Genomic DNA, 21,537 nt, shown 5'->3' on the forward strand with positions numbered 1-21,537 from the left:
ATTGACCTCATTCTCATTAAACCAGCGGCCCTGAACGATACTCCTCTACGGGAATGAATTTGATGTGAATACCCACACGAACGATGGCCCTCCCATCTCGACAGGCGAGCCCATCTCCTGATACCCTTTCTCACCATGACTAGAAAATCCCACCAATCTCGCGTTTCTCGCGCCTCACGTGAGCATCCGCCCGTGCATCCGCGACGGCCGTCGGCGGAACAAATGACGGAGTTGGAGATCTATGACACGACCTTGCGGGACGGCGCCCAGGCGGAAGACGTCAGTTTCTCGGCAGATGATAAGGTCTTGATCGCGCAGAAGCTGGACGAGTTGGGTGTCCATTTTATCGAGGGCGGGTGGCCGGGGGCGAACCCGAAGGACATTGAATTCTTCCGGATGATGAAGACCATCCCGCTGAAGCATGCGAACGTGATCGCCTTTGGGTCGACCCGGAAGGCCAGCAACACGGTCCGTAAGGATCCGAATCTTCAAGGCCTACTCGCAGCTGAGACCGCGATCATCACGCTCTTTGGAAAGACCTGGTCGTTGCATGTGACCGACGCACTCGGTATCTCATTGGCCAAGAACTTGGAATTGATCGGCGATTCCGTTGCCTATCTGCGAAGCAAGGGGCGCCGGGTCTTCTACGACGCCGAACACTTCTTTGACGGCTATAAGACCAATCCTGATTATGCGATGACCACGATTCGAAAAGCGGTGGAGGCTGGGGCTGAGCGGGTGATCTTGTGTGATACGAACGGCGGGGCAATGCCATGGGAGATCCGTGAAATCTGCAGTGTGGTGCAACGCGACTGTCCGGTCCCGCTCGGCATTCATGCCCATAACGATTGTGAAATGGCCGTAGCGAACTCACTGGTCGCAATTGAAACCGGTATCCGTCAAGTCCAGGGGACGATTAATGGGATTGGAGAACGCTGCGGGAATGCCAACCTCTGTTCGATCATTCCCAATTTAGAATTGAAAATGAAACGCCGTGTTTTGAGCGATCGATTGAGCCATTTGAAAGATGTGGCCGGATACGTCACGGAGATCGCGAATCTGATGCCCAATACACACCAACCCTACGTTGGAGACTCGGCGTTTGCACACAAAGGGGGCGTCCACATTCATGCCGTGCTGAAAAATCCGGCGACCTATGAACATGTCGATCCGGCACGCGTCGGCAATCGACAGCGGATGCTGATCTCCGATTACGGAGGACGCAGCGGACTGCTGGATAAGATTGACGCCTATGGCATCAAACTGACGAAAGGCCACGCGAAGGTCAGTGAGCTGATCCATGCCTTGAAAGATCGAGAAAGCCAGGGCTATCAGTTCGAGGGGGCCGAAGGTTCATTTGAGCTCCTGATGCGCAAGGTCATGGGGAGTCATAAATCATCGTTTCAGCTCCTAGGTTTTCGTGTGATTGTCGAGAAAAAACAAGAAGATGGGCTACCTCTTTCAGAAGCCACTGTGATGGTGAAGGTTGGTGAGGTGGTCGAGCATACGGCAGCCGTCGGTGCAGGGCCGGTGAATGCGCTGGACCACGCCTTACGCAAGGCTCTGGAAAAATTCTATCCACAGCTACAAGAAGTCAAACTGCTTGATTATAAGGTGCGCGTCCTCGCAGCCAATAAAGGGACGGAATCCAAGGTTCGGGTCCTGATTGAATCCGGGGATCACAAGGATAAATGGGGTACGGTTGGGGTATCGGAAAATATCATGGAGGCGACATGGCAGGCCCTGGCGGATAGTATCGAGTACAAGCTACTTGCCGCGGATTAGCGTATTTTCGTAGGAGTTCTCCAAATTTATTCTTGACAGGCTTCATAACCTCACGTAACTTAAGCAAAACTCATCGCGACGGGAATCGATCTCATAAGCGGAGCAGCGCGGCGAGTTGTTACGGTCACGTTGGGGGGAGAGCATGCGAAAGGCTGATATCGCTGAGGAAATCTTCAAGCAGGTCGGTATTTCAAAAAACGAGGCATCGGATATCGTGGAGTTTGTCTTGAATCTCCTCAAGTCTGTATTGCAAAAGGGAGACTCGGTCAAAATCGCGGGATTTGGAAATTTTGTTGTACGCAGTAAGGGTGCCCGTAAAGGACGAAATCCTCGAACTGGAGAAGAAATTGGGATTACCCCCCGACGCGTCGTCACGTTTCGACCAAGCCAAGTGTTCAAGAAGTACGTCAATTCGTAAGGCTACTTCATCCACATCGTCGACGGCACCGTGAGGCCGGTCATGGGAACTGAGCCCAGGCTGGGGAGCAAGGTTTTCTATAAAATTGGTGAGGTGAGTCACCTAACGAAGCTTCCCGCGTACGTGCTCCGCTTTTGGGAATCGCAATTCACCTTTTTAAAACCAAAAAAGAGTCGAGGGAATCAGCGCCTCTATATCCAACGCGACGTGGAAACCGTCCTAGAAATCAAGCGGATGCTCTATGAAGAAGGACATACGATCGAAGGGGTGAAACGATACTGGGTTCGTCGCAGGAGGATTAACTCACGCAAACTGCGCCCGAGGGAAATCGCAAAAAAGGTGATGGGAGACCTTCGAATTATTCTCAAGATCCTCGACTCGCACGCATGAGTATAGCAAGGACATTTCATCGAGAACGATTCACAGGCAGGTGATAAAACAGCAGCTCGATTGAGCTTCGGATATGTCGGGGCGTAGCGCAGCCCGGTAGCGCACTCGCTTGGGGTGCGAGTGGTCGTGGGTTCAAATCCCGCCGCCCCGACCAGTTTCCAGTGTCGCAGACGTCCGGACCTTCACCGATGATCGTAACGAAATGAGTGCCGATCCCCGAGCTGCTGCAGGCAGCTCTTTTTGTTGAACCTCCATCATGCGCATTCTTGTCACCAACGACGATGGGATTCACTCGCCAGGAATCCTGGCCCTCGCAAAAGGATTGGCTAAAATTGGCGATGTCTGGGTGATCGCCCCAGATCGTGAGCGCACGGCCGTAGCCCATGCTGTGACCTTGCACAAACCACTGAGAGTTCAGGAGGTTAAGCCACGATTCTTTGCAGTCAATGGGACCCCAGTGGATTGCGTGAATTTGGCGTTGCTGAAGATTATGCCCAAAGCACCGGATCTCGTAGTCTCCGGGATCAATAAGGGGGTCAATCTCGGCGATGATGTGATGTATTCAGGCACTGTTTCGGCAGCCATGGAGGGAGCCATCCTCGGTGTCCCATCCATCGCGGTGTCTCAAGAAGGGACAGATAGATTTCACTTTGATGTGGGTGTCATTTTTGCTGTACGGGTCGCACGGTTGGTGCTGGCCAGCGGACTGCCCGACGAGACCCTATTGAATGTGAATATTCCTGATCGCCCACGGTCAGGCATCAAAGGTGTGCGAGTCACCTGTCTGAGCCGAAGGCGGTTCCACAATCCAATTATCGAAAAGCTTGATCCTCACGGTCGAAAATACTATTGGATTGCCGGAAAACGCGTCTCATGGAGCCGCAGTAAAAATGCGGACCACGAGGCCATCGAAGATGGATGTATTTCCATTACACCGATCCGTCTGGACAGTACGCATTATGAGATCCTCGATCAGTTTCGCCCGTGGGAGGCGATGGTGAAGCAGGGCGTTCGAAAATCAGCCATCATGCGGTCACTACGTGTTGGCGCGGAGGGGTTAAAGACATGATCGGCGAACTCATCGAAACCATCATTGGCGAACTCAGCCGTTTCGTGATCGCCGTCATCTCACGATTCGGCTACGGCGGTATTCTGTTCACGATGGCCGTTGAGAGCGCCTGTATCCCGCTACCGAGCGAAATCATCATGCCGTTTTCCGGCTATCTCGTGACGACCGGAGAGTTCACCATGCTGGGGGTGACGCTGGCCGGTGCCGTTGGGAATGTGCTGGGCTCCATTGTCGCGTACTATGCGGGTGTCTGGGGAGGACGACCCTTTGCGGAGCGCTATGGACCGTACTTCTTAGTGTCACGGCATGATCTGGATGTAGCTGATCGCTGGTTCGCCAAATATGGAGAGGCGGCGGTGTTTTTTGGAAGGATGCTGCCGGTCGTGCGGACGTTTATCTCACTCCCGGCCGGCATTGCGAGGATGAATTTCCCGCGCTTCGTCCTGTTTACGTTTGTCGGGGCCTTGCCCTGGTGCTATCTCCTGGCATACATCGGCCTTCGGATGGGAGAAGAATGGGAACACCTCCGTGATTACTTTCATCAATTTGACATCCTCATCGGGCTCGTCCTGGCTGTAGGCATTGGGTATTTCCTGTGGTCACATTGGCCCAAACGCAGAACGAGCGCAGAGCCGTAAGTCTTATGCTCAAACTGTTCAATACGATGAGCGGGCGGCAAGAAGTGTTCGAGCCGATGGAACCGAAACACGTGCGCATGTATGTCTGCGGTGTCACGGTCTACGACTATTGCCACATCGGCCATGCCCGTAGTGCACTGGTCTTCGACGTGCTCAGGCGCTACTTGGAATACAGTGGTTACAGTGTCACCTTTGTGAAGAACTTCACGGATGTGGATGACAAGATCATCAAGAGGGCCAATGAACAGGGCGTTACCTGTGAGACGGTGACGCAGAAGTTCATCCAAGCCTATCATGACGACATGGCAAAGCTTGGTGTGCGCCCAGCCTCAATCGAACCCAAGGCGACGGAACACATGGAGGAGATCATCGAACTGACCGGGACTTTGCTCCGCAAAGGGTTGGCGTACCAAGTCGAAGGCGACGTGTATTTTGACGTGGCCCAATATCCAGCCTACGGCGCTCTCTCCAAACGCAAGCTTGAAGATCTGCAAGCCGGGGCCCGGGTTGAAGTCGATGAGCGAAAGCGCCATCCGATGGATTTTGCCCTCTGGAAAAAAAGCAAGCCCGGAGAACCGGCGTGGGAGAGCCCTTGGGGACCAGGCCGTCCTGGCTGGCATATTGAGTGTTCAGCCATGTCGATCCGGCATCTCGGTGAAACCTTTGATATTCACGGTGGCGGGATGGATCTGATCTTTCCTCACCATGAGAATGAAATCGCTCAGTCGTGCGGTGCGACTGGCCAGCACTTTGCCAAATATTGGGTGCATAACGGATTTGTCCAGATCAATAAGGAGAAGATGTCGAAGTCGCTCGGCAACTTCTTTACCATCCGTGAGATCTTTGAGAAATCAGAATGGTCGGAAGCGATTACTGGTGAAATCCTCCGCTACTTTCTTCTGTCCACTCACTACCATGGGCCGTTGGATTTCTCAGACCAAGCTCTGAAAGAGGCCAAAAACGCTCTGAATGGTTTCTATGATTTATTCGCTCGCCTGGAAGAGACTGGGACAGGGGCACAAGAGGCCGAGGAAAGCCTCCGCGCTTCGGTTGGCTTGACGCAAGACATGTTCATGAAGGGCATGGGTGATAATCTGAATACACCCATGGCATTAGCGGAGTTCCAGCAATTGAAGAACCAAGTCAACAAATTGTTGGGGCAGGGTCTTTCAACGGAAGCAAGGAAGATTGCAAGACAAGCGTTTCGGTCGCTGGGAAACTGCCTGGGATTGTTTCAACTAGACCATTGGCAGTTTACTCCTTCAGTTTCAGATTCTCAGCCGATCAAGATCCATGAAACCGCCACAGTTCAATCTGTCCCCACAGAGACAATTATTAAGGGAATGCTGGAAGAGCGAAAAGAAGCCCGTAGTCAGAAAAACTTCAAACGGGCTGACGAGATCAGAAACTCGCTCGCAGCTCAGGGCATCATAATCGAGGATAAGCCCGATGGCACCAGCCGGTGGAAACGGTAGTCCACAAGAGATCCTCTACGGTCTCCATGCCGTCCGGGAAGCACTGAAAGCTGAAAACCGCCCATTGCAGCGAGTGTTGGTTCTTCGGACCGATAAGCAGTACACAGATGTGGTGCAACTCGCTCGAGCACGCCAAATTCCCATTCATGTTCAACCTCTTGCCTCCTTCGACCGGCTGGTGCCCAACGGCAGGCACCAAGGCGTGGTTGCCGTTGCCTCAGTAAAGGCCTATCAGACGGAGGATTCGATTCTTGCTGGAGCTGCTCACCGGCATGAACCTCCGCTGCTTGTCATTCTTGATGGGGTGGAAGACCCTCACAACCTTGGCGCTGTACTTCGGACGGCAGAAGGTGCGGGCGTCCATGGAGTGTTTATCCCGGAACGCAGGGCTGTCGGTCTGACATCCGCCGTCGCAAAAGCGTCAGCCGGGGCGATCGATCACATTCCCGTAGCGCGTGTCACCAACATGAGCAGATCGATCGAATCGTTGAAGGCCGCCGGTGTTTGGATCTACGGTGTCACCCCGTCGGCCGATAAGGTCTTTACCGAGATCGACCTGCGAGGGCCGGTTGGGCTAGTGCTAGGCGGAGAGGGGACGGGCATCAGACCAGGCGTGTTACAGCATTGCGATGACTGCATTCGCATTCCGCTGAGAGGGCGAGTTGAATCGCTGAATGTGTCGGCGGCTGCCGCGATTGTCCTCTTCGAAGCCGTTCGTCAACGAGCTCAGCAGAATCACCGGCCATGACTCATCGGATTCTTAGCGACCCACCTTGGATAGCGGTCTTCAGCAGCTGAGCGGTATTCGAGACCCGCATCTTCTTCATCATATTGGCCCGGTGGGCCTCGACGGTTTTCACGCTGATCTTCAGCCGGTTGCCGATTTCCTTGTTCTTAAATCCAGCCCAGATCAATTCCAGGATCTCTTGTTCCCGTGACGTAAGCGACTCCGGACGTCTTGGGCGCGGAGGAGGCTCGAGGTTCACAAGGGATTTCCGAGGTCGTGGCTTGACACTCCCTTTAGCCATGATGACAAGTTCTCCTTTGATCGGAATAGGTTTCAGGTATACTCGACGTGATCGTCGAACCGATCACGCGAGCATTATGGAACGATTAAGGAAGAATGTAAATTCGGGTAGTTTGGCCCTAGTAGGGTTCCTGGGTAAGGGATGCACTCTGAGCAATTATGCATGAGAGCCAGTCACTAATCTCGGTCTATTTCGTGGCTGGTCTTTTGGGGGCACTCGTCGGGAGCTTTCTGAATGTCTGTATTTACCGATTGCCTCGACACGAATCCATCGCATGGCCAGGGTCCCATTGCCCAGCCTGTTCCTACTCTATTGCGTGGTATGACAACATCCCGGTCCTCAGCTACGTGCGACTCAGGGGGCGTTGCCGGCACTGCGCGGTTGGCATTCCGTACCGCTATCCCTTGGTGGAGACGCTGAATGCCCTGGGCTATGTCGGGATCGTCTGGTTTTTTGGGATGACCTGGTCGGCAGCTGTGTACGGGATATTGTTTTCGGCTCTTCTGGTTGTCGCCGGAACGGATCTATCGCATAAGATCATTCCCAATGCCATCACCTTCCCTGGGATTGTGGTTGGGCTCCTCAGCGCCGCGACGGTTCTCCCCCTTGGATTCTTTGAGGGTTTACTGGGTATGCTCGTAGGCGGAGGTCTCCTATGGCTCCTAGCCTGGGCGAGTCCGTACCTTTTCGGCAAAGAAGGGATGGGTGGAGGAGACATCAAGCTCCTCGCAATGATCGGAGCCTTTCTTGGGTGGAAGCCAGCACTGATGACTATCATGGTTGGTTCCTTCCTTGGGTCCCTGGTTGGAGTAGGTCTTATCGTAACTAAAGTGATACGGCGGGAAGACTATATTCCCTTCGGTCCCTTTCTCGTCTGTGGGGCGCTGGTCTCCTTGTTCTTTGGTCAATCTCTCCTCGGTTGGTATCAAGGCTTATTGGCTGGATAATGGCTCCCATGGCTGATTCACAGCTAGTTAGGTGTATCTCTTTCGATAAGCACTGTATCTAATCGTGCATGAAATAACTCCGACGTCATCCCCTCCTTCAATCGGCCGCTTCACCTTCGCTTAAAGCACAGCCACATACCTGAAGCCCTAATAAATCCATGCCTTATGGGATCCTGTGTTCCTTGGAATAGCTCCGTCCAGTACTCACGGATAGCCGCTAGAAGAGCGGCACGCATTTTGACATACAGCCATATCAAATGAGTAGGGTGTGGGACATAGGGGAAAGTATGAAGCAGGAAGGAAAATCATTAGCTGAACTCATGGTGGTCGCGGGGATACTTGCCATGGTCTCTCTTCTGGCACTTCCCAACTACCTTGGGCTCAATTCACGAACCCAACTCCGGTGTGTCACGGAAGACATAGCCTCCGACCTGCGTCTCGCGAGGCAGCTCGCTTTAACCAATCGAGAGCGAGTTCGAATTGTCATTGACGCAGCAGACCAGCGGCTGGTCACACAGTTCGTCAACCAGGATAGCACTCACCACGCGTATCACTATGGGGGGAAGGGGCTCATCATTGAAGAACCGAGTGCAGGGTGGGACATTCTTTTCCATCCCAGCGGTCGCTCAGCTACAGCAACGACAATCCAGCTTCGGAATAGGGAGGGCCAGACCCAAACACTCACGGTGAGTATTACCGGTCGGGTATTGATCTTATGAGCAGTCATCTTCAATGCGACGGTTTCAGCCTGATCGAAGTCATGGTGGCGATGATGATCTCGGGAATTGCGTTGCTGGGGACACTGGGTGCGGTAGAGATCACGTCAAGATACGTGCAGCAGGGTGGTCTCAGCAGCAAGGCGCTAGAGTTTGCACAAGGGAAACTCGAAGCGAAGCGTTCCATGCGATGGTCATCCCTTCTCGAGGATGATCTGGATCATGACGGCATAATTGATGCCATCATGGTGGACGACGGTCAAGGGGCTGATATCAACGCCGGGGACGGGATCTATACGGCTAGCTACGAACGCGATGGCATCACACTGGTCTGGACCATTGAAATTGATCATGAGAGGTCGCTACACACCTCGGGGATTATCGTCATCCGAGCGGTGGCTTCTTACTCCGACCGAAGAGGCCAACGACGAGAGGTTCAAGTGGCGACCCTCCGAGCGAATCCGAATTATGTGGGGCTGCGATGATCTTCAGGAATTATCCTCATTCCATCATGAGACGTCAGTCAGGCGCGCGCAGCCTGTTTAACAGCGACGGTGTCTGCCTGAGTGAACTCATGATCAGTTTGTCGATCGGTGCGGTCGTGCTTGCAACGGCGTTAACCACCGTGAATATCGTCCAGACGCATGCGGGTAAACAGCAACGCTCGCTGAATCAGCAGCAAGAGTTACGACTAGGGCTCGAAGTATTTGAACAAGAAGTGCGACTTGCTACAGCCGAGACGATAGTGACGGCAGCCTCGGACCAATTCCTATTTTATGCCAATCTCAGTGACCATCGGACTGTCACGACCGCCGGGCTGAGTCCTGGACAAACCGTGTTGCCGGTACGGGATGGCAGTGGATGGGGAGAAGCCAAGACGATCTCTGTGTGCGGGCGGCAGGGCTGCGAATCCCATCGGCTCGCCTATGCGGGGCAACGGTTTCACCTCACGCTTGTGGACCCGATTCAGTCATCATTTCCTGAAGGTGCATCTGTGCAAATCCTTAATCGAGTCGTCTACTACGTCAAACGCCAGGAACCCGACCAGTGGAGTCTGATGCGTATGGTTGATGGCGGCGCGAGCGTTCTGATTGGCAAACTCGACGAGCTCCGATTTTCATACAGAAACGACCTAGGACAACGCACGGATCAGGCAGCACTCGTGAGACGAGTCATCTTAGCCATCCATTCAGATCAACCCCTGCATCGAATGGTGCGGGAAGTGAGCATCCGCTCTTAGGAGGGTCCCCATTATGTTCTGCAGAAGCATCGACGGTGATCAACGAGGAATCGCACTTCTGGGAGCCATGGTGATCGTGCTGGTTCTCTCAGCGCTTGCAACGACACTCTTGAACCTGAGTGGGCAAGAGGCTGTCAGTGCAAGTGCAGCGGGCCAAGTGGCCATCGCCCAACAACTTGCTGACGCATCCGCCGAACTTGTGGTGGGATGGTTTCATGAACCATCGTCAACGAGTACGATCCCTGCAATCGTGGCACTGCGTACCAGGACCGGGCGTGACACGGACGGTACACCCTCATTTTTTGATGCGACTGGTCGATCCCAGTTTATGGGGACAGTAGACCGTCCGGATTTACACGTGCAGGCCCAGAATGATTTAGACAATCGATTACTGAATGATCCGAAAGACGGACTGTTTCGTACCATGCAACACCTTGGGCATGTAGAGGAACTCAAAGTGTATGCGCCGACCGATCCAGGGCTGCTTTGTACCGTTGATACCACCATCGCAACCAATACAACCCCTTCCGTTCGGCAATCAGTCCGAATGCAGTTGAGCACCTTGGGACTGCCTGCATTGAAGACCGCGGTGCAGGTCCTCTGGAATCTAGGCCAGCCGCAACCTGGTAGGGAATCACCGGTCTTTCTACATTGGGGTGATGTGAAAGTTGGGGGAAACCTGGTGCTCAAAACGGTTACTGATCTTCCAAAGAAAAGCGGAATCGCTCCACTCAGCGGTCAGAGCTATGAGGAGCTCGGTCAACGAGAAGATCGGTGGGTGGAGGTCTGGGTGGGAGGCGATGTTCAGTTGACTCAACCGCTTGCCCGACCATTTACGGATGTGCCCAGTAACATTCATGTCGGTCAACATCCCGTTCCAGGAGTTCGCTTCGATGAGTGGCCATACGAACACCTGAAGCGAATAGCCCAACGGTTCGGTCGGTACTACGCAATCGATCGAGACGGCCTTCTTTATCCCCAAGGGATCGTGGAACCCGGCAAAGGCGTGTCTCCGGAGCTGGTAGTACGGTCCCAAGCTCCTGGTGATCAGTTGGGCCTGATCTTTGTCGATACCCTCGACCAGATGCCGCCGCGTGCCGACAATCTGGGAGTGCTCAAGCTCAGGGCGCCGTATATCGAGGGGACGGTGGTCATGCAGGGGCATATTGAACTGGCTCCCAGCGGCAGCGGTGCCGTGATTCCAGCACTGAGCCCTCCAATGCCTGATCAAAGCAACTCGCTCGCGCGCACTCCCCTTCACCTCACGGGTATCAATTTCAATGGAGTGCTACACGCCATCGGTACCATCTCGCTCTCTGGAGGAGTACGGCTCTATGGAGCGGCATTGGTAGGCGAAACAATTACGCGATCAGATCCAGGTAGTTCAATGGAGGTGTGGTATGACCACGATCTTGGGGAGGGTTTATTTCGAGGGTTGCCGGTGGTCTATCGCGCTCCAGGCACCTGGATGGCACGCTTCTAAAACCGACGTGAGAGAGGAATCCGTAAAAACAACTTCTTATTGGCGATGGAAAAGGATGAGTTAAAATGATTGTACAAGACCGTGCGGTACGTCCAAGGCGGGCAGTTCTATCAGGTGGAAGCCAGAAAAAACACACGATGGCGAAACAACCTCGCAAGATGACGATGGAGCGCAGTCTCTTGGATTGCATTGCCTATCGAGGCTTGATGAGTCAAGCCGACTTGGATGTGGCCATAGAGGAATCATTATCACGCGAGGTGGACCTCGAAACGATCTTGCTTGAAAAGTACCGGGTACCACGTGCGGCACTTGGGTCAGCACTCAGCGAGTTCTATCAGTGTCCCTATGTTCCGTATGATGAGCGGACCATTATTGACCCCGATCTCCTCAAGAATTTGAGTTTCGACTACCTGAGAAGAAATTCGTGGCTTCCCTTGAAGCGACAGGGAACGGTTCTCGATGTGGTCATCAATGATCCTCATGATTTGGAAAAAGGTCTTGATATCCGGCGTGCTTTTCCGGGGGTGACCGTTCGTTTCTCAGTTGGGCTTCGGCGCGATATTGAGCAATATCTGCTTGTTGCCACGGGGCAGGCCAATGGGGGTTCCATTAGCGATATCCTTGGGGAACTTGTCGATGAAGCCGGCATTGAGCGAGGTGCTGAGGGTGAGCCTGGCGAGATCGACGAAAACGATTCGGCCATCGTGCGCCTAACAAACCAAATCATTGCAGAGGGGTACCGGCTTGGGGTTTCTGATATCCACATTGAGCCATACTCGGATCGAAAAGAGACGGCCGTACGGTTTCGCGTCGACGGCACGTGTTTTACCTACATGCGTATTCCCGCCGTCTATCGGCGGGCCATTGCCTCGCGACTGAAGATCATGGCCAATCTAGATATTGCTGAACGCCGAAAGCCCCAAGACGGGAAAATCCGCTACAAATTGGCCAAAGATCGTGAAATCGAATTACGCGTCGCCACCTTGCCAACCGCCGGCAACAATGAGGATGTGGTGTTACGGCTTCTGACTGCCAAGGAGATCATGCCGCTGGAGGCCATGGATTTTTCACCGGAGATTTTACAGATCGTCAAGGAACTTTCAGAACGCCCGCATGGCATCTTTCTGTGCGTGGGGCCTACCGGGTCAGGAAAGACCACCACGCTGCATGCCGTGATGAGACATATCAATACCGATGAACGAAAGATTTGGACGGCCGAAGATCCGATCGAAATCACGCAGGAAGGTTTGAGGCAAGTTCAGGTCCATCCCAAAATTGGGTTCTCCTTTGCCTCGGCGATGCGGGCATTTCTTCGGGCGGATCCTGACGTGATTATGATCGGAGAGATGCGGGACAAAGAAACGGCCGACATCGCGATAGAAGCGTCGCTCACCGGGCATTTAGTGATGAGCACGCTACACACCAACAGTGCGGTAGAGACCGTTACCCGGCTGTTGGACATGGGGTGTGACTCGTTCAACTTTGCTGATGCGATGCTGGGCATCCTCGCGATGCGTCTTTGTAAGTGTATTTGCCTTCACTGTCGAGAGAGCTATCACCCGACGCAACAGGAATATGAAGAGCTGGTACAAGGCTATGGAGCTCGGTATTGGGAGAGGCTGGACGTCACCTACACCGAGGATTTCACGCTCTATCGGGGAAAGGGTTGTGACGCGTGCAATAACAGTGGGTTTAAAGGGCGGGTGGCTCTGCATGAGCTTCTGGTTGGGTCGGAAGATCTGAAAAACCTGATTCAAGGGAAAGCAAGAACCGCGGAGATCCTGAGCGTGGCCATGCGAGATGGCATGGTGACCCTGCTACAGAATGGCATTCAGAAAGTGCTGAGAGGAGTCACCACGTACCGACAAGTGCGGGCGGTCGCTGTAAAATAGTCTCATCGGGGATGGGCGAGTTCAGTTAGGGGGTGGTGTCCAGGACCAGCACAAAAGCCGACAATTGTCTTAATGCGTCCGATGACATCCGAATAAACTCGACTCCACATCGAGGCGCTGACACCCACCGTACACCGGCCAGCTCAATCTGAACGGGTATCTCTCCGTTCAAGAAGTCAATATCCAGTGACAGGTATGATCCTTTGCTGGGTACGCGCTCAGCTGTGAGGGCGCATCCATGCGCTGAAAGATTCAAGATTGTGCCGCGGCACTGGCCTTCCGAGGTTCCAAGCGTACAAGGAATCTGAACGGCATACCGTTGTGCTTTGCGAAACTCCCGTTTCATAGCGTCATTTGGCCCCATATAGAGATCGACATTCTTTCACCCAACGCATGAGCGAACATTCCGGTCACGGCACCTTTGTCGCATCGCTGTGATGTCAGTACGCTTCCACAAATAGGGGAAGCGTATTCCCCCGTACCAAACCGTACAGCCTGAGCGCCGAAATTTGTTGTTCCTGGGTACGAAAAGTGGTCGATCTCCATCAACTTCGAGACCAAACCCACAGAGTTAAATCAAGGGGTTACGGGAAAGTGACCTCTTTGGTAAAGAGGCATGTACCTTGCTCAACTCTGAGGCGTCATGAAGAATATGCCAATTCTGAGCCCAATACAGTCGGACGAGAAAGGCTTCACCCTTGTAGAAATTGCAATTGTTGGGGCGATCCTGAGCGTTGCAGCCGCGGTATCAGTCCCGAATTTTCTGCAGATGTACGCAAAGCATGAGCTGTATCAAGCCACCACAGGCCTTTATAACAGACTCATCCTCGCCCGATCCTCGGCGATTAGCCGAAATACCATGATTGCCGCGACACCTTCCAGTGTGCCCATGGGACTAGACACGGTCGCGTTTACGGCCCCGCTGGGACCGGAAACTCTTCCGGAAACAATCAGATTCATCACGGTACCGCCCGCAACGACGCCGCCGCCAACGTTGCCGTTACCCGTGTTGAGCTTCACCCCTCGAGGCTTGAGCACGACGCCTTTAGCGACGCAAACGGTTCAATTGCAAAGTACGCGAGACCCGAATCTGATCTATTCGATATCGCTGATGCCGTCTGGGAAGGTGACATGGTGTCGGCAAGCCATCAATCCCTGTCTCGTCAATGACCGGTCATGAGTCAGAGGTTCACAGATGATGAAGCCACAGAGTGAAAAAGGATTTACGTTAGCAGAGGTGATGATCTCTGCTGCGATTCTTGGTGTCGGGGTCATGGGGATGGCTGCCATGCAAGGTGTGTCTTTTTCAAAGAACGTAGATGCCAATGACCTATCCATCGTTACCAATGTCGCGGCTGACATGATGGAACGAATCCAAAGCAACAGGCGGTTTGCATGGGCCTACAACAATATCGACACGACCGGGCCAGGGAACTGTTTAGCGGGCGGAATTCCGGCTCCCGCCCCACCTACGCCGTTCTTCTCCGTTTCGCCATCAGTTCAAGCAACAAGAGGCATACAGGGTGATTGCACCCAATGGAGAACATTGGTCTTGGCTACCAACCTATTGAATGTGCGTGGCACGGTGCAGGCTGCTCCTATACTGCCACTCAAGGACGACTCCAGTGCTGTGCAGCTGACCGTACAGCTGCAGTGGAATGAACGCACGGGAGTACAACGACAACGCTCGGTGGCTTTTCGAACGGTAATTGAGCCGGAGTAGAGTGGCTTTCTACAGGCAGGGGGCGTCCACATGAACCCATTCCTAAGAGTGTGCGGCCGGAACCAGCAGGGCTTTACCTTGGTGGAAATCATGGTGGCGACAATGATGACCGCTGCAATAGTTGCTGCGGGGTTTGGTGCACTCGTCGTCAGTCAGAAGACCACGCGCATTACCGGACAGATTGGGAATACCCAGGCGACTGCTAGAAATGCCTTGGACATGATCACGGCCGATTTGAAGCTAGCCGGGTTCGGGATGCGTGGACTGTCATCAACGGTAGGAGGGTGCCACATCAACGGCACTCCATATGCGCTCGTACCCGGTGATAACAATCCGCTTGGGGCCGACAGTGGACCCGATACCATCTCGATGGTTGTGCCGATGACCAATTCCATCACCGCAGTGGGACCGTTGTGGCAGGTCTTCGTTCCGGGGGCTCCTGGGATCATTGGCGGAGGGGTACCGATCTCGAGTATTCCCATGCCGGCCAATGCGACTACTGCGATGGGGAATACTATCCCCGGTGGTGGAGCGGCATTACTCGGGATGCCGGTTTCCATCGGCGGGATGGCGGGATCGACGATATCGGCCGTCAGTCCCGGAGGTCTTACCGTGAATCCAGCCATTCCAGCGCCTGCGGCCTTTGGGTCGGGAACGCAGGTATACCTGCTCCAGTGCATCACCTATCAAGTCATTCCACCTCCAGACAATCTGAATCTCTGTCAAGGAAACGCCCCCTGCCTGGTTCGTGGCGCTGTCCCGGCTGCGCTCGTGGGCCCTGGTAGTCCGCCCAACTGCAACCAGGTCAATTCAAGCTGCATCCCGATCATGGACGGAGTGGAAGACCTTCAACTGGCCTATGCCTGCGATGGCTGTGATCCGCGTGTCAATGGCGCTATCCCTGATTTGCAGCCGGACGACCTCAATCTGTCGAATCAGTTCGACCAAGCGGATTTCATCACGGACCGAAATTGGTTCGGTACAGCTGGGCCATACGGTTCCTTCATGACCCCGAGAACGATTCGGTTGGTGCAGGTCAACATTGTGGCTCGTCAGACCAGAGCTGATCAAGGAATGGGGGAAGCTCAATCAACCCCCGTCCACAGTTCGGTGTTTCCTGTACTCAGTGATCACAATCATGCAACCGGACTCTTTGTGCTGGGAGACACTGCGTCAGCGGCACAGCAGTCGGCCTATTTCCAGTTTCGTCGACGGATTTTGACTCGGACCATCGAACTCCGCAACCAAAGGTTCTAACGATGCTATCTACTCATGTGGGTTCCAATAAACGAGGGCTGTTCGCTAATGAGCGAGGAACTTCCTTCATGACGACGATGCTGTTGATGCTGATTATAGGAGCCCTTGGCGTCGCCGCGCTCACCATGACTGGGATGGAAAACTCCATGGCCGGAGCGATACGCATGGTTGAAGAAGGGACTGATGCAGCAGAAGCCTGTGTGGGGTCGGCGGTCCGAGCGATCCGGTTGACGATTGACGACCCAGATATGGGTGGCCCAGCGGCTGTCCTTCTTGCACCACAGGGTCCGGTGCCCGCTTCTAATCAGGCGGTATTCAGTCAAGAAATCAACGGCACGCTTCGGAACAACCCCGACATTGCGGTTGGGGCAGGTAATGCGCCAAACCTTGTGATGAACGTCAATGGATATGTAGTCAACGGCGATATCGACTTTCTCTACTCAAAACAACGGGTAGGCAGTAATCTCGCTGATCCAGATAAGACCACTCGTGAAAATTACTATCGAGTCGACTGTACTGCGGCGAACGCGGCAACAGGAACGACGAGTCGGGTGATTGTGACGTTCGAGTGCTTGGACACCACCGGTGAAGGTTGTGTCAAGAGAAGCGCGAACGGTATCTAGTCGATAGGAGATGCGTATGATGAGGATCGGCTCACTCAAATCATTCTCTAGGATGCTCAAGCCTGCAACAATAAGCATGTTTGCCATGCTCGGAGTTAGCCTTCTGGTTGCGGTGTTCGGCATGGCTAACGGATTAGTGCCGCTGGCTTATGCGCTTGATCCGATTCCCCCGCATGTCGCGAACGGATTACGGGCTGGAGTCGTGACGTCGGTTGAGTCTCGCTCCCTCTTCATCAACGGAAAAGAATACCTGGTAGACCCAGACGTAGAAATTCGAGACCAAGAAGATAACGTGTTTCCGCCAGAGGTTGTCAAACGCGATCAGGAAGTGAAATTTCATCTCAAGAAGGGCGCCGGCAACACCATCGATTTCCTGATCGTCTACTTGCCGCAATAGCATGGGCACGAAGTGACACGAGTGAAGAACGAAAATGGTATCAGAGCGGAGGAGGTTAGGACCATGAAACGCAAGACACAGGCCCTCCCACGAACTGCGGGGATCACAATGGCGGCCGGCCTCGCGTGGGCATTGACCGCGTCAGCCCAGACAATGGATCAGTACGCATCTGCTCCGCCCTTTGTCTCTGACCAAGTTGCTCCAAACATCATCATTCTGATGGATAACTCCGGGAGTATGAGGAATCGGGCTTGTGAAATAAGCGGTTGCGGGACCTTACCTGACGGTACCCCGTCGACGACCATCTCTTTTACTGCTACGACGCGTTATTCAGGGTTCGCCGATCCGATGCGGTGCTATGTGTGGGATGCAACCGATAACCGGTTCGAGCATGGTACGCTGGTAAAAGCAGCTCTTAACACCCCCTGTCCCGCTACAGAATACGATGGAAACTTCATCAACTGGGCGACATTCCGTCGATTCGATGCGGTGAAGAAGGCTATGAACGGGGGGCAATGCCAGAATGGATTTAGCCCAAAACGTAATCCTGATTCCACCTGTAAGCCGTATGGGACGCCGTTGTTACCGACAGTGAGAGCTCAGAGCGGGGCTGGGCTCAATACAGAAACGACCGACCGAGTGCGATATGACGGTGGCACGGGAGATTTCACCTACGTGGGGCGCATCCCGGCTGCGACATATGCAGGGACACCGAGCAACATCTATATCCATATTGAAGACGATGGCGACATGTGCATCGACGACGATAGCGGTACGTCTTGTCCGGATAGTGGCGGATTTTCAGAAACCGAGCTCAATCAAATTGCCTTTGCCATGTACAGCGAACCAACGGGTGTAATCCAGCAGATCGGTCCGCAAGCGAGGTTCGCATTGGCGGTCTTCAACGACGATGGTAGTAACAACGGTGTCCGGATCTTGACCGGTGTTGGGAGTCGTCAGTCGATCGACTTTGCCGGCTCGAGCGTTGAAACGTTTACCACGAATACAGCCGCGATGGTAGATGCGGTCGACGAAGCGTTTCCAGCAACCTGGACGCCTCTAGGTGAATCGCTCTATGAGGTAGCTCGGTATGTCGCTCAAGTCAATTCTGCTTATTATCCCACTCAGTATGTCTATCCGATCGCATTCTCCGGTGGAACCTCGAATGGAGTCTCATTTGGAAGTTCGGGAGTAGGGGGAATCGGTGGAGCGGAGGTATCCGCGCTCACAGGGGCCGAAGTCTGCCCTCCTGGTTACATCAACAACGCCTGCGGGCGTGATCCGTTCTTCTACGGGAGTAACCATACTCCGGCTTGGGCCAGCAGCTCGACGCAAGTGCGATGCTGCAAAACGTTCGTGATGATTTTCACAGACGGCGAACCGACCCTGGACCAAGGCGTCCCTAACAGTATCAATCAATATGCCAATGCCAATGCCCAACCCCATGCAGGAACCTATTGTACCGGTAATCGTGGCGTGCCATTTGTGGATCCGCCAGGCAGCACCTGTAACAGCGATCCCTCGACTCCCAATAATGTCTTACTGAAACAACATCGAACCGACTATGCGAGTAGCGGAAGCCATTACTTGGATGATGTGGCCTATTGGTCACACATCAACGACCTCCGTCCCTGCAGTGGAACGGCAGATGGAACGATCCCTGTCCTGGGAGTGTCAGGTCATTGCCTGCAGGGGTTACAGAACCTTACGATCTATACCTTTTACGCATTCGGCAATATATCTGGTCGTGAAATCTTGATGCATGCGGCGCAGTTGGGCGGCTTTGAGGACACGAATGGCAACAATCTTCCCGACCTCGTCAGTGAGTGGGATCAGGTGAATAACCGAACCGGCGCCCAAGGCGCCGATGGGATTCCCGATACCTATTTCGAATCCTCAAACATCGATGATCTACAAGAACGCCTGCTGGCTTCGCTAACGGCGATCTTGCGTAAGAGTGCGTCGGGAACGTCGATCTCGGTCTTGGCCACATCAGCGACCGGTGAAGGGTCGATCTACCAAGCCTATTTCTTTACGAGCGACGTCGGCCAGGGGGGAGCGAACGTCAAGTGGACCGGATATACCCACGCTCTGTTCGTCGACGGATTCGGGAATTTTAGAGAGGATACGAATCAGGATGGGAAGTTAGCCTACGATCAAGACCTGATTGTGACGACGCGGTACGACAATAATCCAGCAAGTCCGACTTATCAGAAAGTACTCGTGGATAAGTTTGCGGATACCAGTCCCTCCGACGGAGTGGCGGACAGTACAACGCCTACCTTCACCGGCGACCTGAAGTCGATCAAACCTATATGGGAAGCGGGGAAGGAACTCGCTCTTGCAACCTCAGGGTCACGGAAAATACTCACGTGGGTCGATATTAATAATGACGGCATTGTCGATTCTACCGAACAGATTGATTTTAATACGACCAATTGCCTTTTGCTTAAAGACTATTTGAGATATTCAGTAGACATCTGTGCAGGAAGCACGAATGCGACGAATCTGATCAACTTCATTCGCGGTGATGAAATCCCAGGATTGCGGACGAGGAAGCTTGAAGTTCCGGTCGGGAGCGGAAGCTATAAGGTCTGGAAATTAGGCGATCCTATTCACTCGACACCGACAATCGTAGGTGCTCCCAAAGCACGGTATGACTTGGCGTTTGGGGATCCAACCTACACGGCATTTTATGCGAAATACCGAGATAGACGTCAGGTCGTCTACGTCGGGGCGAATGATGGGATGCTCCATGCCTTTAACGGAGGGTACTACCATAAGGGCGACGATCCTTCGACGGCTGCTACCGTGGAACATGGGTGGTACACCAAGAATCCGACAGACAATTCAAGTGGACCCAGTCTTGGGACTGAGCTCTGGTCGTTCATACCGCAAGAATTACTGCCCCATCTCCAGTGGCTTGCCAGGACGGACTACACGCATGTGTACTATGTCGATCTCAAACCGACGATCACTGAAGCAAGGATCTTTACGCCGGATGCTGACCACCCTGGAGGCTGGGGAACTGTGTTAATCGGTGGGTTTCGGATGGGTGGGAGTTGCGGAAACTGTGCCGCTGGTTCAGGAGCCCCACCGATGACGGCCACGATCGGTGGAGTTTCTCGAACATTCTACAGCGCGTACTTCGCCTTGGATATCACGAACCCAGAGGTTGATCCAAAATTGCTGTGGGCGTTTAGTGACAGCGGACTTGGGCTAACCACCAGTTACCCGGCTGTTGCTCGCATGAATCCCAAAACAGATAGCCTCATCGATCCGACGAATGAGAAGTGGTACGTCTTGTTTGGGTCGGGGCCGAACGGATACCAAGCAGATCTCACCGCCGCGTCATCCCAGACCGCAAGACTCTATACAGTCGACCTAAAGAACGGACCCAAAGCAGCTGCTGGTGGCAGTCTGACGGCGATGCCGATTGGTAGCTGGCAATCATTCATGGGTCATGTCGTCGCAGTAGATAAAGATTCCGACTGGAGGACGGACGTGGCCTACTCGGTCCGCACGATCCACGACGGCGCCCTACCCTGGCGCGGAAAGCTCTATCGGCTCACGATGGGTTGTGCCACGGCGCCCTGTGACCCAAATACATGGGGTATTGCCCAGGGAGCAAACCGAACTCCGACTGAAGTGATAGACACGTTCTACGATGCGTCTCTTGGGACTACGGCGGAAGTCGGCCCGTCGGCATCTTCTCCTGCCGTAACCCTGGACGACACCGAGAAAATGTGGGTCTTCTTTGGAACGGGTCGGTACTTCAGCAACGCGGATAAGGTGGATAACACCCTGCAACGGCTTTTCGGAATCAAAGATTCGGTCATGAGCAATACCTGTACGCAAACGTCTACGATGAATTGTCACGACGATGATCTCGTTGATGTCACGAACGCCGTCATTTGTATCGTCTGTAGCGGTAGTACCAATCAGGTGACCGATCCGACCAACCCGGGTGTCACCAGCTTCAACGGGACCGGAACAAATTCCATGATCGGCCTGGTTGCTTCAAAAGATGGGTGGCGCGTCACGATGCCGGGGCCCGTTACTCTCACGGATCCGTTTACCTCGCTGACTACCAATTATGCTTCCGAACGTTCCGTCGTGAATCCGACTTTGGTGGCAGGGACGATTTTCTTTCCAACCTTTGCCCTGACGAACGATTTCTGCGCCTCTGATGGAGCGAGTTACCTATATGCGCTCTTCTACAAGACAGGAACCGCGTCGACAGCTCCGGTCATCGGCACGACGAATTCCGGGAGCAATACCAACGTGAACTCCAAGTCGTCGTTAGGGACTGGACTTGCATCAAGCGGAACGATCCATTGCGGGCAAGGGTGTAGCTATAACGTTCAGATGTCTACCGGTGCGTTTACGCAGGGGAACGTGAATCTCGAAGGGAATTACAGCCGCTATGTGAATTGGGTGCATCAGCGGGATTAGG

General features: G+C 53.8%; 21 protein-coding genes and 1 tRNA gene. 20 read left to right on the forward strand and 2 right to left on the reverse strand.

All coding sequences use genetic code 11. The features are described from left to right. Positions 1–222 precede the first annotated feature (222 nt). The 8 genes from IPM58_09780 (at position 223) to rlmB (ending at position 6,523) form a co-directional block, all read left to right on the forward strand. Positions 223–1,785: a citramalate synthase gene (locus IPM58_09780; GenBank protein ID MBK9307353.1), complete on the forward strand. Its 1,563-nt coding sequence runs from the start codon at positions 223–225 to the stop codon at positions 1,783–1,785. 142 nt (positions 1,786–1,927) lie between these two features. Further along, entirely contained in the window at positions 1,928–2,203 is a 276-nt protein-coding gene (locus IPM58_09785; GenBank protein ID MBK9307354.1) for an integration host factor subunit alpha, read from the forward strand. A gap of 42 nt (positions 2,204–2,245) precedes the next feature. Next, positions 2,246–2,593 carry a MerR family transcriptional regulator gene (locus IPM58_09790; GenBank protein ID MBK9307355.1) on the forward strand — a complete coding sequence of 116 codons (348 nt, stop codon included), beginning with the start codon at positions 2,246–2,248 and terminating at the stop codon, positions 2,591–2,593. A gap of 77 nt (positions 2,594–2,670) precedes the next feature. Next, positions 2,671–2,747 (forward strand) — tRNA-Pro (locus IPM58_09795). Between the two features lie 102 nt (positions 2,748–2,849). Beyond that, positions 2,850–3,662 carry a 5'/3'-nucleotidase SurE gene (gene surE, locus IPM58_09800; protein MBK9307356.1) on the forward strand — a complete coding sequence of 271 codons (813 nt, stop codon included), beginning with the start codon at positions 2,850–2,852 and terminating at the stop codon, positions 3,660–3,662. Then, on the forward strand, positions 3,659–4,300 hold the full coding sequence (locus tag IPM58_09805; GenBank protein ID MBK9307357.1) for a DedA family protein: 642 nt from the start codon (positions 3,659–3,661) through the stop codon (positions 4,298–4,300). Before surE ends, IPM58_09805 begins: the two co-directional genes overlap by 4 nt. Before the next feature lie 5 nt (positions 4,301–4,305). Continuing rightward, a complete protein-coding gene (locus IPM58_09810) occupies positions 4,306–5,775 on the forward strand; it encodes a cysteine--tRNA ligase (GenBank protein MBK9307358.1) in 1,470 nt (489 codons plus the stop codon). 10 nt (positions 5,776–5,785) lie between these two features. Continuing rightward, the gene (gene rlmB / locus IPM58_09815; GenBank protein ID MBK9307359.1) at positions 5,786–6,523 is read left to right on the forward strand and encodes a 23S rRNA (guanosine(2251)-2'-O)-methyltransferase RlmB; all 738 of its coding nucleotides are present in this window, start codon (positions 5,786–5,788) and stop codon (positions 6,521–6,523) included. Between the two features lies 1 nt (position 6,524). Here rlmB and IPM58_09820 read toward each other — a convergent pair whose 3' ends face one another. Continuing rightward, positions 6,525–6,803 carry a response regulator transcription factor gene (locus IPM58_09820; protein ID MBK9307360.1) on the reverse strand — a complete coding sequence of 93 codons (279 nt, stop codon included), beginning with the start codon at positions 6,801–6,803 and terminating at the stop codon, positions 6,525–6,527. 158 nt (positions 6,804–6,961) lie between these two features. On the opposite strand from IPM58_09820, the gene IPM58_09825 reads away from it, so the two are divergent. The 6 genes from IPM58_09825 (at position 6,962) to IPM58_09850 (ending at position 13,081) form a co-directional block, all read left to right on the forward strand. Continuing rightward, complete coding sequence (locus IPM58_09825) at positions 6,962–7,750, forward strand: prepilin peptidase (GenBank protein ID MBK9307361.1); 789 nt, start codon at positions 6,962–6,964, stop codon at positions 7,748–7,750. A gap of 287 nt (positions 7,751–8,037) precedes the next feature. Further along, positions 8,038–8,469, forward strand: a complete 432-nt coding sequence (locus IPM58_09830) for a GspH/FimT family pseudopilin (protein ID MBK9307362.1) — start codon at positions 8,038–8,040, stop codon at positions 8,467–8,469. Further along, entirely contained in the window at positions 8,466–8,951 is a 486-nt protein-coding gene (locus IPM58_09835) for a prepilin-type N-terminal cleavage/methylation domain-containing protein (GenBank protein MBK9307363.1), read from the forward strand. Before IPM58_09830 ends, IPM58_09835 begins: the two co-directional genes overlap by 4 nt. A gap of 26 nt (positions 8,952–8,977) precedes the next feature. Beyond that, the gene (locus IPM58_09840; protein MBK9307364.1) at positions 8,978–9,706 is read left to right on the forward strand and encodes a hypothetical protein; all 729 of its coding nucleotides are present in this window, start codon (positions 8,978–8,980) and stop codon (positions 9,704–9,706) included. Positions 9,707–9,719: 13 nt separating this feature from the next. Next, positions 9,720–11,189 (forward strand): pilus assembly PilX N-terminal domain-containing protein, encoded by a 1,470-nt coding sequence (locus IPM58_09845; protein ID MBK9307365.1) that lies wholly within the window; start codon positions 9,720–9,722, stop codon positions 11,187–11,189. A gap of 164 nt (positions 11,190–11,353) precedes the next feature. Further along, the gene (locus IPM58_09850; GenBank protein MBK9307366.1) at positions 11,354–13,081 is read left to right on the forward strand and encodes a type II/IV secretion system protein; all 1,728 of its coding nucleotides are present in this window, start codon (positions 11,354–11,356) and stop codon (positions 13,079–13,081) included. A gap of 25 nt (positions 13,082–13,106) precedes the next feature. Here IPM58_09850 and IPM58_09855 read toward each other — a convergent pair whose 3' ends face one another. After that, positions 13,107–13,427: a PilZ domain-containing protein gene (locus IPM58_09855; GenBank protein MBK9307367.1), complete on the reverse strand. Its 321-nt coding sequence runs from the start codon at positions 13,425–13,427 to the stop codon at positions 13,107–13,109. A gap of 297 nt (positions 13,428–13,724) precedes the next feature. On the opposite strand from IPM58_09855, the gene IPM58_09860 reads away from it, so the two are divergent. From IPM58_09860 to IPM58_09885, 6 genes are all read left to right on the forward strand, one after another. Beyond that, a complete protein-coding gene (locus tag IPM58_09860) occupies positions 13,725–14,261 on the forward strand; it encodes a prepilin-type N-terminal cleavage/methylation domain-containing protein (GenBank protein MBK9307368.1) in 537 nt (178 codons plus the stop codon). A gap of 15 nt (positions 14,262–14,276) precedes the next feature. Next, on the forward strand, positions 14,277–14,804 hold the full coding sequence (pilV, locus tag IPM58_09865; GenBank protein MBK9307369.1) for a type IV pilus modification protein PilV: 528 nt from the start codon (positions 14,277–14,279) through the stop codon (positions 14,802–14,804). A gap of 30 nt (positions 14,805–14,834) precedes the next feature. Continuing rightward, entirely contained in the window at positions 14,835–16,061 is a 1,227-nt protein-coding gene (locus IPM58_09870; protein ID MBK9307370.1) for a PilW family protein, read from the forward strand. A 68-nt stretch (positions 16,062–16,129) separates the two neighbouring features. Beyond that, the gene (locus tag IPM58_09875) at positions 16,130–16,684 is read left to right on the forward strand and encodes a hypothetical protein (protein MBK9307371.1); all 555 of its coding nucleotides are present in this window, start codon (positions 16,130–16,132) and stop codon (positions 16,682–16,684) included. Between the two features lie 85 nt (positions 16,685–16,769). Continuing rightward, entirely contained in the window at positions 16,770–17,081 is a 312-nt protein-coding gene (locus IPM58_09880) for a hypothetical protein (GenBank protein MBK9307372.1), read from the forward strand. A gap of 63 nt (positions 17,082–17,144) precedes the next feature. Continuing rightward, positions 17,145–21,536, forward strand: coding sequence for a hypothetical protein (locus tag IPM58_09885; GenBank protein MBK9307373.1), 4,392 nt, complete (start codon positions 17,145–17,147; stop codon positions 21,534–21,536). Position 21,537: the final 1 nt, after the last annotated feature.

The sequence above is a fragment of the Nitrospira sp. genome (assembly GCA_016715825.1).
Taxonomy (GTDB): Bacteria; Nitrospirota; Nitrospiria; order Nitrospirales; family Nitrospiraceae; genus Nitrospira_D.